General features: G+C 45.6%; 11 protein-coding genes. 3 read left to right on the plus strand and 8 right to left on the minus strand.

From position 1 onward, the window contains the following. Positions 1-23: 23 nt before the first annotated feature. Complete coding sequence (locus tag ACLGGO_RS06385; protein ID WP_446418675.1) at positions 24-806, minus strand: transporter substrate-binding domain-containing protein; 783 nt, start codon at positions 804-806, stop codon at positions 24-26. A gap of 117 nt (positions 807-923) precedes the next feature. Between ACLGGO_RS06385 and ACLGGO_RS06390 the strand changes: the two genes are divergently transcribed. Next, positions 924-1,202 carry a hypothetical protein gene (locus ACLGGO_RS06390; protein WP_446418676.1) on the plus strand — a complete coding sequence of 93 codons (279 nt, stop codon included), beginning with the start codon at positions 924-926 and terminating at the stop codon, positions 1,200-1,202. Positions 1,203-1,340: 138 nt separating this feature from the next. Here the strand turns inward: ACLGGO_RS06390 and rplT are convergent, their stop codons facing one another. From rplT to ACLGGO_RS06405, 3 genes are all read right to left on the minus strand, one after another. Next, positions 1,341-1,697: a 50S ribosomal protein L20 gene (gene rplT / locus ACLGGO_RS06395; protein WP_446335512.1), complete on the minus strand. Its 357-nt coding sequence runs from the start codon at positions 1,695-1,697 to the stop codon at positions 1,341-1,343. Between the two features lie 49 nt (positions 1,698-1,746). Continuing rightward, positions 1,747-1,944 carry a 50S ribosomal protein L35 gene (gene rpmI / locus ACLGGO_RS06400; protein ID WP_446335511.1) on the minus strand — a complete coding sequence of 66 codons (198 nt, stop codon included), beginning with the start codon at positions 1,942-1,944 and terminating at the stop codon, positions 1,747-1,749. A 467-nt stretch (positions 1,945-2,411) separates the two neighbouring features. Further along, entirely contained in the window at positions 2,412-4,292 is a 1,881-nt protein-coding gene (locus tag ACLGGO_RS06405) for a tetratricopeptide repeat protein (protein ID WP_446418677.1), read from the minus strand. A gap of 355 nt (positions 4,293-4,647) precedes the next feature. Here ACLGGO_RS06405 and ACLGGO_RS06410 point away from each other — a divergent pair, with 355 nt between their 5' ends. Further along, positions 4,648-4,881: a hypothetical protein gene (locus ACLGGO_RS06410; RefSeq protein WP_446418678.1), complete on the plus strand. Its 234-nt coding sequence runs from the start codon at positions 4,648-4,650 to the stop codon at positions 4,879-4,881. Beyond that, positions 4,875-7,331 carry a phosphoenolpyruvate synthase gene (gene ppsA, locus ACLGGO_RS06415; protein WP_446418679.1) on the plus strand — a complete coding sequence of 819 codons (2,457 nt, stop codon included), beginning with the start codon at positions 4,875-4,877 and terminating at the stop codon, positions 7,329-7,331. The genes ACLGGO_RS06410 and ppsA overlap by 7 nt, the downstream gene beginning before the upstream one ends. A gap of 642 nt (positions 7,332-7,973) precedes the next feature. On the opposite strand, the gene ACLGGO_RS06420 is transcribed toward ppsA, so the two are convergent. The 4 genes from ACLGGO_RS06420 to ACLGGO_RS06435 form a co-directional block, all read right to left on the minus strand. Continuing rightward, entirely contained in the window at positions 7,974-8,492 is a 519-nt protein-coding gene (locus ACLGGO_RS06420) for a DUF928 domain-containing protein (RefSeq protein WP_446418680.1), read from the minus strand. A gap of 94 nt (positions 8,493-8,586) precedes the next feature. After that, complete coding sequence (locus tag ACLGGO_RS06425; RefSeq protein WP_446418681.1) at positions 8,587-11,217, minus strand: CHAT domain-containing protein; 2,631 nt, start codon at positions 11,215-11,217, stop codon at positions 8,587-8,589. A 10-nt stretch (positions 11,218-11,227) separates the two neighbouring features. Then, positions 11,228-12,010, minus strand: coding sequence for a Uma2 family endonuclease (locus ACLGGO_RS06430; RefSeq protein ID WP_446418682.1), 783 nt, complete (start codon positions 12,008-12,010; stop codon positions 11,228-11,230). Between the two features lie 158 nt (positions 12,011-12,168). Beyond that, positions 12,169-15,426: a two-partner secretion domain-containing protein gene (locus ACLGGO_RS06435; protein ID WP_446418683.1), complete on the minus strand. Its 3,258-nt coding sequence runs from the start codon at positions 15,424-15,426 to the stop codon at positions 12,169-12,171. Between the last annotated feature and the right edge of the window lie 78 nt (positions 15,427-15,504).

Below are 15,504 nucleotides of genomic sequence, written 5' to 3' on the forward strand. Positions count from 1 at the left end.
TATAGGGGAGGGGTTTCCACTCTTCATGGTAAACCCCAAGCGGCAGCACGTTCAGCTAACCACCCTTCGGCGTGCCAACGTGCGATCGCCTGATTGACTTGTTGTCGCAGTGCGGTATACTGCAATCCTTTAGGCATCACCACCGCCAAGGCTGCACCAGATAGGCGATAGGGGAGCAATCGATAGTCTGGGTATTGCTGCACCCATCCAGTCAGAACACTCTGATCGGCACAAAATGCATTGGCTTCTCCCGCCTCAATGAGCAACAGCGCTTCTTGGTAGGAGTCAACGCCGACTAATTGGGCATTGGGTAAAGCATACTTGATCACCGCGATTGTACTCGAACCCTTAAGGACAGCGATGGTTTGGTTGTCTAAATCGCTCAACAGATTGATTGAGGCATCTTTCGTAATAATCCCTGCACCATCCAAATAGTAAGGGATACTGAAATCGACCAAGCGAGCGCGAGAATCCGTTACCGTTACTCTAGCGATCGCAATATCAACCCGATCCTCAAATACCATACTCAAGCGATCGCGATTCGTCACAGGCTGCAAAACCACAGCCTCTGGACTCCCCAGCAGTTCTTTCGCCAGTCGTCGAGCAATATCAATTTCTAGTCCTTGTAGCGTTCCCGTCGCATCGCGAAAGCCCAAAGGACGCACATTGTCTTTTACCGCAACAATTAATTGACCCCGTTGCTCAATTTCTGCCAATTCAGCCGGATAAGCTGATGGGGGTTGTACGACAGCCACCCCCATCAATCCAAGTGCTACACCGACATTGAAAAACCTTTGGGCGATCATCTATCTGGGGTTGTTGACGCTCTCCTTCCTAGAAGAAGGGAGATTCTATGGAAATTTCGTTCCATATATCCCGGTAAACGGGTTCCCAGGCACACGATATTCGCCATCTAGGGCATCGTGTTATCTCCTAACACCCTGTCGATTCAGGGCTGGGCGTTTCAAACCTTTGCGGTTTGGGTTCCGCCGAGTCCCGGCGTACCTGATAAGTTGACTTCGACTTTGCCGCCGCAAGCCAACTGCATTGTATCATACTATCCTGGGGTGTTTATCCGGATAAAAGCCGTCCTAGAAGGACGGGGCTTCAGACCCTTTATTTCCGGTGATTGGGGAGTTTTGAGTTTTGAGCCTTCGCTTCGCTCAGGGAATCTGGTTTGTCGGGGCGGGTTTAGGGAATAAAAGCGCAAGCTATTGATGATAACGTTACCTCAAAAGAGCCCTCATCTCCCCCATCTCGCCCCTACTTGCAGATGTTCCCGCCTTACGTCTCTACTTCCCCCGTTCCCTGGCTACCTCAACCGAAACGCTCTATTGAACTTACTTTGCGCCTTGGCTAGCCAGTTCTACAACCTTTTGAAAGCTGGCGGGATCTAACACAGCTAATTGTGCCAACATCTTGCGATTGATCTGAATATTTGCCTTTTTCATCTGACCGATAAGCTGACTGTAGCTTATGCCATTCTGACGAGCCGCCGCATTGATACGAGTAATCCAGAGACGGCGAAAATCCCGCTTGCGCTTGCGGCGATCGCGATAAGCGTTCCGCAGTGCTTTCATCACCTGTTGATTGGCTGTACGGAAGAGTTTGGAGTGAGAACCCCGATATCCTTTCGCCAGCTTGAGAATTTTCTTGCGTCGTTTACGTGCAACGTTACCGCGTTTTACTCTTGTCATTGACTGTTCCTAATTGATACTAACTAGATGGTTATTCGTTTTAAGTGGTCTAAAAATAGGGAAGCATTAGGCGCACATTATCAGCATCCCGTTCATTGACCAAACTCAATTTCGACAGACGCCGCTTCCGTCCTGAGCTTTTGCGCTCCAGTAAGTGGCTCTTAAACGCCTTGCGTCGTCTAATTTTACCGCTTCCGGTGGGTCGAAAACGTTTGGCGGCTGCTCTACGGCTTTTCAGTTTCGGCATAAACAACTTTGAATAAGGACACAATCTCCAATTTTACTACTATCCCAGTCAACTTAACGGTTAACAGGGTAGTTTCCACCGCAACTACACTTGCCTTGCACCCGCCTGCGCGGGTTCCCAAACCCTTATTTTTCCTGTCTTTTCTTGTCAAGCAGACTTTGTTTTTATTTTTTAGCTAGACGCCGAAAGCCTCACGCCATATCTGTACTCAGATTGGCGCGAGATGGATAGGCGGTCAATCGATGGGGTCCAACGCCCCAGAGATTGACAACTTGCGTATCAGTTCCCGGAGTACATCAGATTGGGTTCTTTCTGTTACTTTGCAAAATTTGGCTAGATGCTCATATTCCCTATCTGATACTCGTGTTGTCACTTGTTTCATAGTTGTCAAAGTACTTTCAATTTGCTACTATTGTAGTACAGGTTAAATAAATTAAAAGCTAAATGTCACGAGCAACTAAGTGTTATTACTGAACCGACACTCTAGACAGTTGAGACTGCGCCGCTTCATAACAATCCAGTTTACCTAAATCATGGCAAAGTTGAGCCGCTTGCTGTAAATCTTTGATCGCGGCTAACCGATTTCCCAGTTGGGCTTGGGCTAACCCCCGCTCATAGTAAGCTGAGGCATAGTTAGGATTTCGTTTAATGGCTTGGGTGTAATCCGCGATCGCACCGGATATATCTTCTATTTCCTGACGGGCTAATCCTCGGTTATAGTAAGGTTCTGCCGCCTCTGGATTCAATTGAATCGCTACTGTATAGTCCGTTATCGCCCCGCGAATATCTCCCCGACGCTGACGGGCTAAGCCACGGTTTTGGTAAGCTAGGGCATTATGCGGTCGTAAATTAATCGCGGTGGTACAGTCGTCAATGGCACCCTTTTGGTTACCGAGGTTAGAACGGGAACGACAGCGCTTCAGGTAAGCCGTGACGAGATTGGGTTGAAGTTGAATGGCTTGGGTATAATCGTCAATGGCAGCTTTTTCGTTACCTAACTCGGCTTGTATCTGACCTCGATTCACCCATGCAGGGGTAAAATTAGGGTCACGTTGTAGAACTTGGGTATAATCAGCTTTAGCCCCTTGGCGATCGCTTAACTCAAGGCGAAGATTTCCCCGTTGGTAATAGGCGTCAGCATTTTGGGGATTGAGTTGAATCGCCTGAGACAAATCAGCCAGGGCTAGCTGAGATTTTCCCCTATCAGCGTAAATCTTTCCCCGATGATAGTAAGCTGTAGCATTTTGCGGCTGATAGGCAATGGCTTGAGTATAGTATTGGATCGCCGAGGTTGGCTGTTGTGCTTGGGTTTTTCCTTGGTGGAGAAAGTATTGCGCCATTAGGCGTTGGGGAAGGTGTAGGGTATAAGCCAATATTAACGCTGTGATTCCCACTAATGCTATAGCCGCGAGGATAACCTGGGGTTTAAACTGACGAGTAGGAAACGTAATTGTCGCGATCGCGGGGTTGATTTCTGGTAGCGAGGGTAGGGAAAATTGAGTAATTGGATTGCTCTCCGGGATACCACTGAGATCCGCTAGTACACTCGCCGCTTTGTGATAACGGTTCTGGCGATCAGAATGCACCATTTTCTCCAGGATAGCGGCTAACTCTGGGCTAACTTGGGTGTAAGCTTGCCAAGCGCTGGTTTCATGTTGAGAATTGTTCGTTTGTTTAAGTTCCGTTAACTCACTGGCGGATAATCCAGTCATGGCTTGAATGGCGATTATTCCCAAGGCGTACAAGTCGCCATTGACTTGGAGGTGTTCTGGGAATGGTTTGGAGGATTGATCAACGGAAGTAGGATGGCGCGGATTTGGGGCTGATTGGTGGAATGATTGGGCGATTTGGGCACTCAGTTGATGGATAACTCCCCACGTTGTCAGGACTAATTTGCCATCTCCTTGGCGACGGATAATCGTGGAAGGCTTGAGGTTTCCTAAGATTACACCCTGTTGATGGACAAAAACTAAGAGGTGGAGGAGTTCTTGTAACAGGGTAATCACCTGATTTTCGGTCAGCGGATCACCGGGTATGAGTTCGTCGGTTAAGGGACAACCGGGAATAAACTCTTGAACGAGATAAAACTGGTTCGTTTGGGCAAATGAGGTGATAAATCGGGGAATTTGGTCATGTTGACCCAGCTTTTTCAGCAATTGCGACGTTTTTTCCAGACGACTGAGAATAAGTTGTCGAGTTTGAGAGGAGTTTGGCGGGAGTCGGATTTGCTTGACCACGCATTTAGGCTGCTGGGGAAAGTGAATATCTATAACTAAATAGGTGTGACCCAATTCATCGGTATCCAGGACTTTGATGAATTGGTAACATTCTGCTAAGAGTTTGCCCATATCGATGCACGCTGACGCTCTGTGCAAAAATTATGACACAAGGGGCAAAATCCCCATTTTGGCAAAAAATCTGTTATGATAGCACGACAGAAAAAGCTCCAGAGGATATCTGGAGCTATTTTGAACCCGTGAATTAAGATGAACCCGTGAATTAAGATTCAGTCGAAAGAGAAATTGTAATACATGTTGGACAAGATTGGCTACACATAAGCAGCCAATCTTTTACTTTTTAGGAAGCATTTTGGGTCGAGGGAAGCTGGGGGAGCTGGGGGAGCTGGGGGAGCTGGGGGAGCTGGGGCGTCAATTTGTAGGGGCGGGTTTGACTGATAACGTTACCCCCTTGTAGAGACGCGCCATGGCGCGTCTCTACACTAAACCCGCCCTGCTTGGGGAGCAAGAGGAGATGAGGAAGAATTTTTCCTACTCACCAATTACCTATCACCAATCACCAATTTTAGCGATCGCGAAATGGCAACAGGGTATGAGGAAGGCAAAGGTTTCTGTTAATTTTTCGCAACCTATTAGTGATCCCGAATATTTTATAAAGCTAAACTTAAATTATCCCTTTAAGAAAAAAAGTTTATGCTGACCTCAACCCCTCAGACCTCTACCCCAGTCCCTCAAGATAAATTATTGATCCTCTGGTTTGATCAAATCCGACTGGATGACCTACCCTTGGTTGGGGGCAAAAATGCCTCTCTGGGTGAAATGATTGGACAACTCACTCCCCAGGGAATCAATGTTCCTACCGGGTTTGCGATTACGGCGTATGCTTATCGTTACTTTATCGAAACCGCCGATTTAGAAGCCAAACTGCGCCACCTGTTTGCAGATTTGAATGTGGATGATGTGAGTAATCTGCAACAGCATGGCAAAAAAGCGCGACAGTTAATCCTCAGTATTGAGTTTCCCAGAGAACTGACCCAAGCCATTCGTACAGCTTATCAACAATTGTGCGATCGCTACGGGGAGGGGACAGATGTGGCGGTTCGTTCCTCAGCGACGGCGGAAGACTTACCCGATGCGAGTTTTGCGGGTCAGCAGGAAACCTATTTAAATGTGAATAGTTTCAAAGGGGTTCTGGAATTTACCCATAAATGCTTCGCCTCCCTGTTTACCAACCGCGCCATTGCGTATCGGGAACATAACGGATTTGACCACTTTGATGTGGCGCTTTCGGTGGGGATTCAGAAAATGGTGCGATCTGATTTAGCCTGTTCTGGGGTGATGTTTTCCATTGACCCCGAAACAGGTTTCAAAAATACCGCATTAATTACCGCCGCTTACGGCTTGGGCGAAACGGTGGTTCAAGGTGCGGTTAACCCCGATGAATATGTGGTTTTTAAACCCACATTAAAACAGGGATGTCGCCCGATTCTGGAAAAACGCCTGGGGACAAAAGAAATTGAAATGATATATGACGAAGGGGGTTCGAGACTGACGCGCAATGTGCGAGTCGCCCCCTCTGAGCAAAAGAAATTTTGTCTTCAGGATGAAGAAGTCTTACAATTAGCCCGTTGGGCGGTACAAATTGAAGACCATTATTCTCAACTCCGGGGACTCTACACACCCATGGATATTGAATGGGCAAAAGATGGGATAACTGGGGATTTGTTTATTGTCCAGGCGCGTCCAGAAACGGTGCAATCGCAGAAATCGGCACAGGTTCTCAAAACATATCAGTTGAACCAACGCAGCCAAGTATTACTTACGGGACGTAGTGTGGGCGCGGCAATTGGTCAAGGGACTGCTCATATTATTATGGATGCATCTCACATTCATCTTTTCGAGCCGGGAGAAGTATTAGTCACCAACCGCACTGATCCCGACTGGGAACCGATTATGAAAAAAGCCAGCGCCATTGTCACCAACCAAGGGGGACGCACTTGCCATGCGGCAATTATTGCGCGAGAAATGGGGATTCCGGCGATTGTTGGCTGTGGGAAGGCGACGGAGGTATTAACTACGGGTCAAGAGGTGACAATTTCCTGTGCGGAGGGAGATGAGGGACGAGTTTATCAGGGGTTATTACCCTTTGAAGTGCAAGAAACTCCTTTAGATAATTTACCCCGCACCCGAACCCAAATTTTGATGAATGTAGGTAATCCAGATCAAGCCTTTGGTTTAGCCGCAATTCCCTGCGATGGTGTGGGTTTAGCCAGGTTGGAGTTTATTATTGCCAATCATATTGAAATTCATCCTCTGGCGTTGATTCATTATCATCAATTGCGGGATGAATCGGTGAGAGCGCAAATCGCCCAGAAGACGAGGAGTTATGCCGATAAACCCCAATTTTTTGTCGATAAATTGGCGCGTGGGGTGGGAATTATTGCAGCGGCGTTTTATCCCAAACCTGTGATTGTGCGGATGTCGGATTTTAAGAGTAATGAGTATGCTAACCTTTTAGGCGGTCAGAGTTTTGAACCCAAGGAAGATAATCCGATGCTGGGGTGGCGAGGGGCGTCTCGGTATTGTGATCCGAACTACCGGGAAGCCTTTGCTTTGGAATGTCAGGCGATAAAGCGGGTAAGGGAAGAGATGGGGTTAACTAATGTAATTCCGATGATTCCCTTCTGTCGCACTCCAGATGAGGGGCGTCAGGTGTTAGCCCAGATGGCAAAAAATGGTTTACCCCGTGGGGTGAATGGGTTGCAGGTGTATGTGATGTGTGAGTTACCTAGTAATGTGATGGAGGCGGATGAGTTTGCTGAGGTGTTTGATGGGTTTTCGATTGGGTCAAATGATTTGACGCAATTGACGTTAGGATTAGACCGAGATTCGGCGTTAGTGGCGCATATTTTTGATGAACGCAATCGTGGTGTGAAGCGGATGGTGAAGTTGGCGATACAAACAGCAAAAGAGTGTGGGCGTAAGATTGGTATTTGCGGTCAAGCACCTAGCGATTATCCGGAGTTTGCCAAGTTTTTGGTGGAAGAGGGGATTGATTCGATGAGTTTGAATCCTGATTCGGTGTTAAAAACGCTGTTAATGGTGGCTGAGGTTGAAAGTAGTTTGTCGGGTGAGTTTGTAGAATCATAGCTTTGTCATTGTTGGGTTGACGTGAGCATCTTTGACTACAAACCCAATGCATCGTAGGGGCGCACCGACGTGCGCCCTATCACCGACGTGCGCCCAGAAAACCCGCAATATTTAATCTGTTTGTATCAGAATTATCTTTTTTTAACGCAGAGGTACGCAGAGGATGGCGCAGAGGTACGCAGAGGAATTTGCAAGATTTGGGTTTATAGGGAAGTTTTTATGATGCTGATGTACTACAATTAGCTTAACGCCTTATCCAGTAATAGTGTGAACGATGATCGGTTAAAATTCTACTGGGTACAATCTTCTGCTGCGATGGCTGAACTTCTTGTTTGACAACAGGTTTGTGAATAAACTGAGAGTAGATCACCGATATTGAATTATGGAAAGAATTGAAATTAAAGATTTTGTGGGAATTAAAGATATTACTCTACAGTCCCATCAACTTAACTTAAATACAGAATCTAAAGAAAAAGTTTAAACAAAAAAATAATACTAAACTTGTTATAAAAAAGGGAGAAATTTTCTATACTTATGAGGGGGATTAATAGCGCAGGCTATGCAAGGACGCACGTCGGTGCGCCCCGACATCTGGTCAATCACTGGATAATGACTGACTGAGAATCTAGCATGGTGATTTTTCTAGGGACTCTTATACAGAATCGTCCCACCGACTCTTGGATCATTGGGATCGACGGCTTGCCCACACATTAACCCTAAAGACCACTGATATTGTATGTTAGCATCTATTGCCGGAGCATTGGCTGGTAACTCTAAACGATAGGTACCCGGAGTTTGAGGAAGTGTAATTTGTGCCTGATAAAAATAGTCTTCATCAGCATCTTTTAAGCTAAAAAATACTTTGTTTGCTCCAGTTTTGGGAAGATAAACTGCAAAACTTGGACGCTCAACATCCGTTTCGCTGTAGGTAGGCATCAAGGCAGATAACCCTTGATCATCCATTACTTCATCCCCCGGACAATTTCCACGAGATGCGCCGCCGGTCGTATCAGATGGAGTTCCTTTTCCTGGTTTTGGGGGATCAAATGTTACCCATACCTCTGGATTAATTGACTCAGATTGTGCAATTAAATCCGGAACGACTACAAGCTGCAAGGATAGAGCAATGCCTACTATGGATAAAGATTTAACTAGGTTCATGATTTAAATCCTCCTCAGATTTATGTTGGGTTTTCAGTAAAAAACCTCTGACCCGAAAAAATCGCTCTTAAAACCTGTTTTTTAGCGCCAATAATCATAGCCAATTTCCCACTAGAATAAAGGGTGCCCAGTAATAGGGATGCTGATAGGCTTTTTGCTTCAATAGTGATAACTGAGCTTGACGCAGGGCTTCCGCTCGGTTACCATCACCTTGACGCAAATGGCGATAAAATTCAATCATGGTATTGGCGGTGGATTGGTCATTCACTGACCAGAGAGTGGCAATCGTACTCCGAGCGCCAGAACGCACGGCTAATCCGGCTAATCCTAAAGCGGCTCGTTTGTCTCCAGTCGCCGTTTGACAAGCACTGAGGACTAATAGTTCAATCGGTTCAGAATTGCTTTGTTCTCTAGTTTTAAGCAATTGAGATAAGATATTAGCATCAATGCGTTCATTCCAGGTAAGAATAAATGTGTCTTCGGGTTGGGAACTAAACTGACCATGGGTGGCAAGATGGAGAATATTAAAGGAATGGTTTTTTAGTTCCTTTTCTATTGTGGCACGGGTAAAATTTTCATTCAATAGAATTTCTGAAGGTAAATCATTACTAATCTCTTTAATTTCTTGTTCAACAGCCGGTAATGGTACAAAACCTTGACGGGCTTCAGTTAAGCCTGCTGTTAAAGAAGAGAGTGAAATTTGTCTGAGCGATCGCGGCTCCAGTAATTGCAATCCTGGTGTTAATGCGACACTGTATTTTTCAATCAAATATTGGTTACCATCGTAGAGCGCTGTCATGGGGATATTCCGCAAAACACCATCTAGGACAAAGACTAAGGTTTTAATCTGGTTACTGACTAATTGATTTTCAATCGGGCGAATCAGCCAATCATAAACTGTTTGGGAAAGCTCAAGCCGTTCTTTATTCGATAAAGCCGGACTCATGGTTTGTCGCAAACGGCTGACTGTGGATTCAATTTCTGTGGGGGATAATTTTATATCATAATGACTGAGAGGTTGTCCCGGTAAGGAAAAAATCACCGCTAAACGATTGGGTAAAATAATCGGGTAAATCACCGCCGCCCTAGCCTCACCTTTTTCGATGACAGTATCAATTTGTTCAGTTTTAGTCTCTAAACAGGCGGTGCGGAAAAAGTTTTCCAGTTCGGCTAATTGTAGGGATTCAATCACATTTCGGGCTTGTTGCAGATGTTCGGGTGAGGGAGAGTCTAATAAAAGACTGACGAAGTGACGATAAATGGGTTCAATTTTCTCTTGAAACGAGAACCGCACATCAGCATTCATGGCAACAATATCACCCCGGAGGGATTGTACCGTATCAAGCGCCTGTTGATTAGCTGCGATCGCGCCTGGTTTATCACCTATCTTTGTCAGGATTTGTGCCAGTTGCCAGTACCATTGATAGGATAAATCAGCAGCGTTGATACTCTGAGATAAAAATAGGGCTTGTTCGGTTAAGCGTTGGGCTTGAGACCATTGTTGAGTTTTGTCGTATAATGTCCCTAGAATTCCTAAACTGAGAGATTCTGCTCGTTTATCGTTTAAGGTTTTCGCCCCTTGAATGGTTTTAGCTAAGTGTTGGGCAATGGTTTGATAGTTGGCAATTCCTGGAGAACTCACCTCTGAGTTTGCGACGAGTTCGATTAAACGTTCAGCGTAGTTAACTTGGGCATAAATAGCCTCTCGACTAAGAGGTAACTGAGAAAGGTTAGTTTGAATTTGGGGAACTAATTCTTGGGCGTCGCTCAACTGTTCCAGATGAATCAGTAGGTTGAGTTGGTTGAGTTTGGCTTGTACTTGAGACAGAGGAGTTGTGGCTATTTCTGCGGCTTGTTGATAGTATTCTAATGCCCCTGGCATTTCTTCTAAGTTGCGGCTAATATTGCCTAAACTCAACAAAGCTGCACTGATATCAGGGGCAGAATTAAGGGTTTGTGCAATAGCTAAACTTTCTTTTAAGAGAGTCTGGGCGGCTAGCAAATCACCGATGGCTTCCCAGACAATACCCAGGCTGCGTAATCCGGTCACTTTCATGATAGAATCCGGTTGGGCGTTTAGCTGTTGCTGCACCGATTCGAGAAGTTGCCGCGATCGCTGAAACATTCCCAAACTTTGCCATGCCTGAGCCTGATTGATTTGGCTCCCCAGTACCCCCATATCATCGTCGGCTTGGGAATAGAGGTTTTCTGCCTTTTTCCAGGTTTCTAGCGCCGCCTCAGGTTGTCCCATTGCCAGTTGCAGACTCCCTTTTGTATTTAATACTCGTGCTAACATAGCGGGATTAGCTTGGGGTTGGAGTAAATCCAGGCTTTGGTTAATCGCCGCTTCCGCTTGTTGCCATTGTCCCAAGTCTTGATAAGCTAATGATAAGTAATGTAACGATAACGCCTGATTGATGCGATCGCCGACTTTTTGATAATTCTGCGCCGCCTCTTGCCAAGTCTTTATTGCATCAGCCAAACGTCCAGCATCATAATCGGTTTTGCCTTGACTGACAAGGTTAGGAGTATCTATAAATTGGGCAATTTGTCTCCCCTCTCCTTGCAGCAGAGGGGTAGGGGGAGAGGTTATAGAATTGAAACTGAAAGGGTGAGAAGAATTATGTGCCGCGACAGGATGAATCGTCATCACCACTAAGCAGGTTACCAAGAGTAATCCCCAGAAAAATACTTGCTTTTTACTACTTATTCTCAACCGCTTCATAACCCCTCTTCTACTCTAACTCGTCGGCGTCAGGGTCAATACCCATTTCCCGCAATCGTGCAGCTAATTTTGCCGCTTTTTGCTCGGCTTTTTCCGCCCGTTGTCGTTCAATTTCCGCCCGTTCTTCACCAATAAGTAAAAGGTTGCCCTCACTATCCCACCAGCGCAGCCAGAGTTGAATTTGATTTTGATAGGTTCCTTGCCAAAGTCCGAGTTCTACTCCTAACGGTGGAATAGAATAATGACCCCGTTCATTAGGTTCTATTCGTTGATAGGAAAAATCTTGCAGATGATACACCTCTAATTTGCCATTTTTAATTTCGTAAATGGCATAGTAAGGAATGCGAATAATATGTCCATAAACCCAAAATTTACCCGGTTTCGTAGTTTTCCCCTCAGCCGAAACCGATAAAGGTGTAGCATCCCGTTCCTCTTCTCCATCCCCACTGGCAAACTCGATAGCAATCGTTGGTGCCATAAATTCTCGCCATAGGACATACGAACGCCGAATTTCTCCATTCAGAAGCGGCGGAACATTGGCGACATAGAACCAATCGGGTGCTTCAGCACCTTTTTCGGGGGGGTCAGTTTCACGCCAGTAAATACCACAATCTTGTCCAATAGCATATTGACCATCAGGATGAAGTTGCCGCAAAACTGAACCAATAGAATCGGTTAAAATAATGCTTTGGGGATGCTCCTGGAAATTCTTCACAAACGTACCATCTGATTCGGGAAGTTGAGTATGATCAGGAAATGCTGGGGGTAAATCAGTACGAGTTACTATTGTCATTTGTCATTCGTCCTTTGTTATTTGTCCGATCATCTCCAGTTATTTCCCCCATTCTATAAAATTATCGCCTCCATCCTTCAATCACCTCTGCGCCCTCTGCGAAAACCTCTGCGCCCCTCTGCGTTAAAAAAATATAATTGCAATCTCACCCATTAAATTTAGTCTAAGTCATTTTTCCCCCCACAGGAAGACGATACTCCCCCAAAAACTACCCTTTTTTCTCCACTCGATTCAGCCGTCAAAATCACCGTACCATTTTCATCCACAATCCAACCTTGAGCTTCAATCAGTTGCTTTTCATGTATCTCGGATGGGAGATTTACAGCAGGTTGATTATCAGGAAACGCTGAAACACTTCGCCAATCTCGCCAAACCGCATTTCCCGGTAAATAGTCACGGGGATTATTGGGAATACCGCCGCGTCCGATAACGGTAAAACGATTTCCTGTGTCAGCCGGACAACCCGCAATAATTTGATTAGATGGGTCAGTAAAATTTAAGGGTAATTCAGTTAATCCGCTAGATGGATCAACATTGGGAGTATTAATCGTAATTGTACCCCCAATTCCTAACTGAGAACTAGCCGTAATATCACTATTTGGGGTAAGTTTATCACTCACCTGCAAGCCAAAAATACCTTGAGTCGTTATGATAATATTTCCGCCATTTCCTTCAAAAGCATTGGCAGTGATATCACTATTTCCTTCTAGAATAGACACGATAAACTTAGCCTCAATATCGATATCGCCACCATCTCCACCCGCCCCCGCTTGTCCCGCCGTGGTACTGATTAAACTGTTATTTCGCATCAGTAATAAATCCGTTCCAGTGAGGACAATATTGCCACCGTTTCCTGATCGCGTTCCCGTACCAATTCCGGCTCCGTCCAAAAGGGTCACGCGATCAGCATTGATGTACAAATCACCTGATCGGGTATCACCAGATGCTAAGGTTAATGTTGTTATACCCCCCTTTCCTTGCAATTCTATCTGAGTCGCATTCACTCTCAAATTTCCAGCGGTTCCTGTACTCGTGAAATCAGCCGAGGTGGCAATTCCAGCCCCATCTCGCACCACCAAGTGATCGCTATTAATCGTGATATTTCCGCCATCTCCACTCCCTTGAGTTGCGGAGGTCAAACCTGTCCGCAACTCAGCCAATTCTAAGAGGCTATTGAGGTCAGTTGGAGCGACAGCTTCACCCGGTTGATTGCCAATAATTTCTATGGATTCGGCGTTGATGGTTAAATCCCCAGCATCACCACTGCTATTGGTTCGAGCTGCTGTAGAAATGCCCGTTCCTACCTCTGAGTAGGTTTTTGTATTTCGGATAAGTAATTGACGGCTATTTAGGGTTAAATTTCCAGCATCACCAGAGCCATAAGTAAGGGAACCCAATGTACCATCATCCAGCAGGTTGACTGAAGTCGCATTAATCATCACATTTCCCGCTTGTCCACCATTAGCAAAGGTGGCTGTGGCAATATTCGATTCATCTTGCAAGGTAAGGGATTCAGCGGTAACCTGAATGTTACCTCCTGATCCTGAAACTGTCACAGATGTGTTGTTCGCTGGGATAGCTTCGATGAGAACGGCAATATCACCGCTCGGCGAACCAAGAATTTCGATAATATTATTGATATCAGAGTTATCGTTGATACTGGCAGCAATTGTATTAATATCAGAGTTATCGTCGGCACGAATTGAATCAGCGATAATCTGAATATTACCCCCTTGTCCAGAACCAACCGTCACGTTAAAAATTTTAGATCCACCACTCAAAACCAGAGACGGGGCTGAGAGTTGAATGTCACCGCCTTTGCCTAAACGGGTGAGGCTACTAATTATTGAATTATTCAGGGTTAGCGTTGCGCCACTGTTCAGAGAGATACTACCACCAAGTTCTCCAATGGCATTGATATTACTCACTCTAATATCACCAACGGCTTGGAGGGAAATGTCACCTGCTTTACCAAAAGAACGGGTATCAATTGCGCCAGCCGTGGTATCAATTAATCCTTTGGAGTCGATAATAATAGTACCCCCCGTCATAATTCCTGGGGTATTTATTGAACCAACGGTGATACCCCCGGCTAAGGATGGATTAGGCTGGTACTGATTGGTTAAAAAAACAGCGCCTCCTGGGTTAAAGATATCGCCAATGGTAATAGTAGCACTGGTCGGACTTTCCCGGAGATTGGGGAAAGGAGGAACAATAATTCCCTGGGATGGAATACCTTTAATGACTGGAATATCAAAAGCAGTCGTTCCCGCCCGGATATCCAGGGTGGGTTGAGTTTTCCCATCAATGAATATAGATGTGCCATCGGAAAGAGTAATTGTCTCAACAATGCCATTTTCGGTATCGACATTATTGATCAAAACACCACCCGGAATCGTCACACTTCCACCAGCGAAAATATGCAGTGAAGCGCCCTGATAAGCCCCGATCAAAACATCCCCACCACTGCGAATCACCGGATCATTAGGACTTGTGAGGGTTCCCAGATTCCCATCAAGCTGTTCGATGCGAAACTCGCCACCAGTCCAGAAATGGGCATCCCCTTGAACAGGATTAGCCGAATGGAATATCATATTTTCATTGGCGAAAAGACCACTCTCTGGATGATTCAGGGCAAAAATATCAATCGTGCGATCGCCTTGTATCTGCAAATTTCCGCCAGCCCTAGCAACGAACGGATGGGCAAGACTGTCTCGGATGTTTACGGTATGATTAGCGTGCAGGGTAAGATGATCTCCAGCTATAAGCTGACCTTGTAAATTTAGAGTATCAGCCGCTAGAGTGAGATTCCCTCCCACAGATAAATTCCCTGCATTGGTAATCGTTGCCGATTCATCAGTTAGATAATTAAAAAAGAATACCCCGGGCTGAATGGATAGGAGTGTACTTTTTTGGGGTTCTTTTGCCATAAATAATCCCTGTTCACCCAGGCGAATCCCATCAGCCGTACTCGCAACAAATGAACCGGCTACATCTAATTTGGCGTCTTGTCCAAAAATAATCCCGTTGGGATTAATTAAGACTAGATTCGCCGCCCCTTCCACACCGAGAGTGCCAAAAATATTCGAGATATTCGTTCCCGTGACGCGGGTGAGGATATGGTTAACATCCGCAGGATTGGCAAAGTAAACCTGCTGTCCCTGATCAATATTGAACTCACTAAAACTGTGGAACAAATTACTCCCCCGTCTTGCCCCGCCTTGAATCAAATCCCGCACTTCCTGGGGAATAACGATGGAATTTTCTGCACCTAAAGTGTGATCAGGAATCAGTTGGGCATTAATTTTTGCGGCATAAAAAATCTGACTGGATACAAGTCCAAAACAGCAGAACCATTTTAACGCTTTTTGAGTGTTTAGGCTTTTGAGTATAGAGTTAAAATCGACTGGATTCATCAGTTCAACTGGATTTGATCAAAAAATCCCTGTAAAATTCCTCGACAAGAGGAACTTAAACCCACTAATTCGGTTCTT

The organism is Coleofasciculus sp., from assembly GCF_046565525.1.
Classification (GTDB): domain Bacteria; phylum Cyanobacteriota; class Cyanobacteriia; order Cyanobacteriales; family Coleofasciculaceae; genus Coleofasciculus.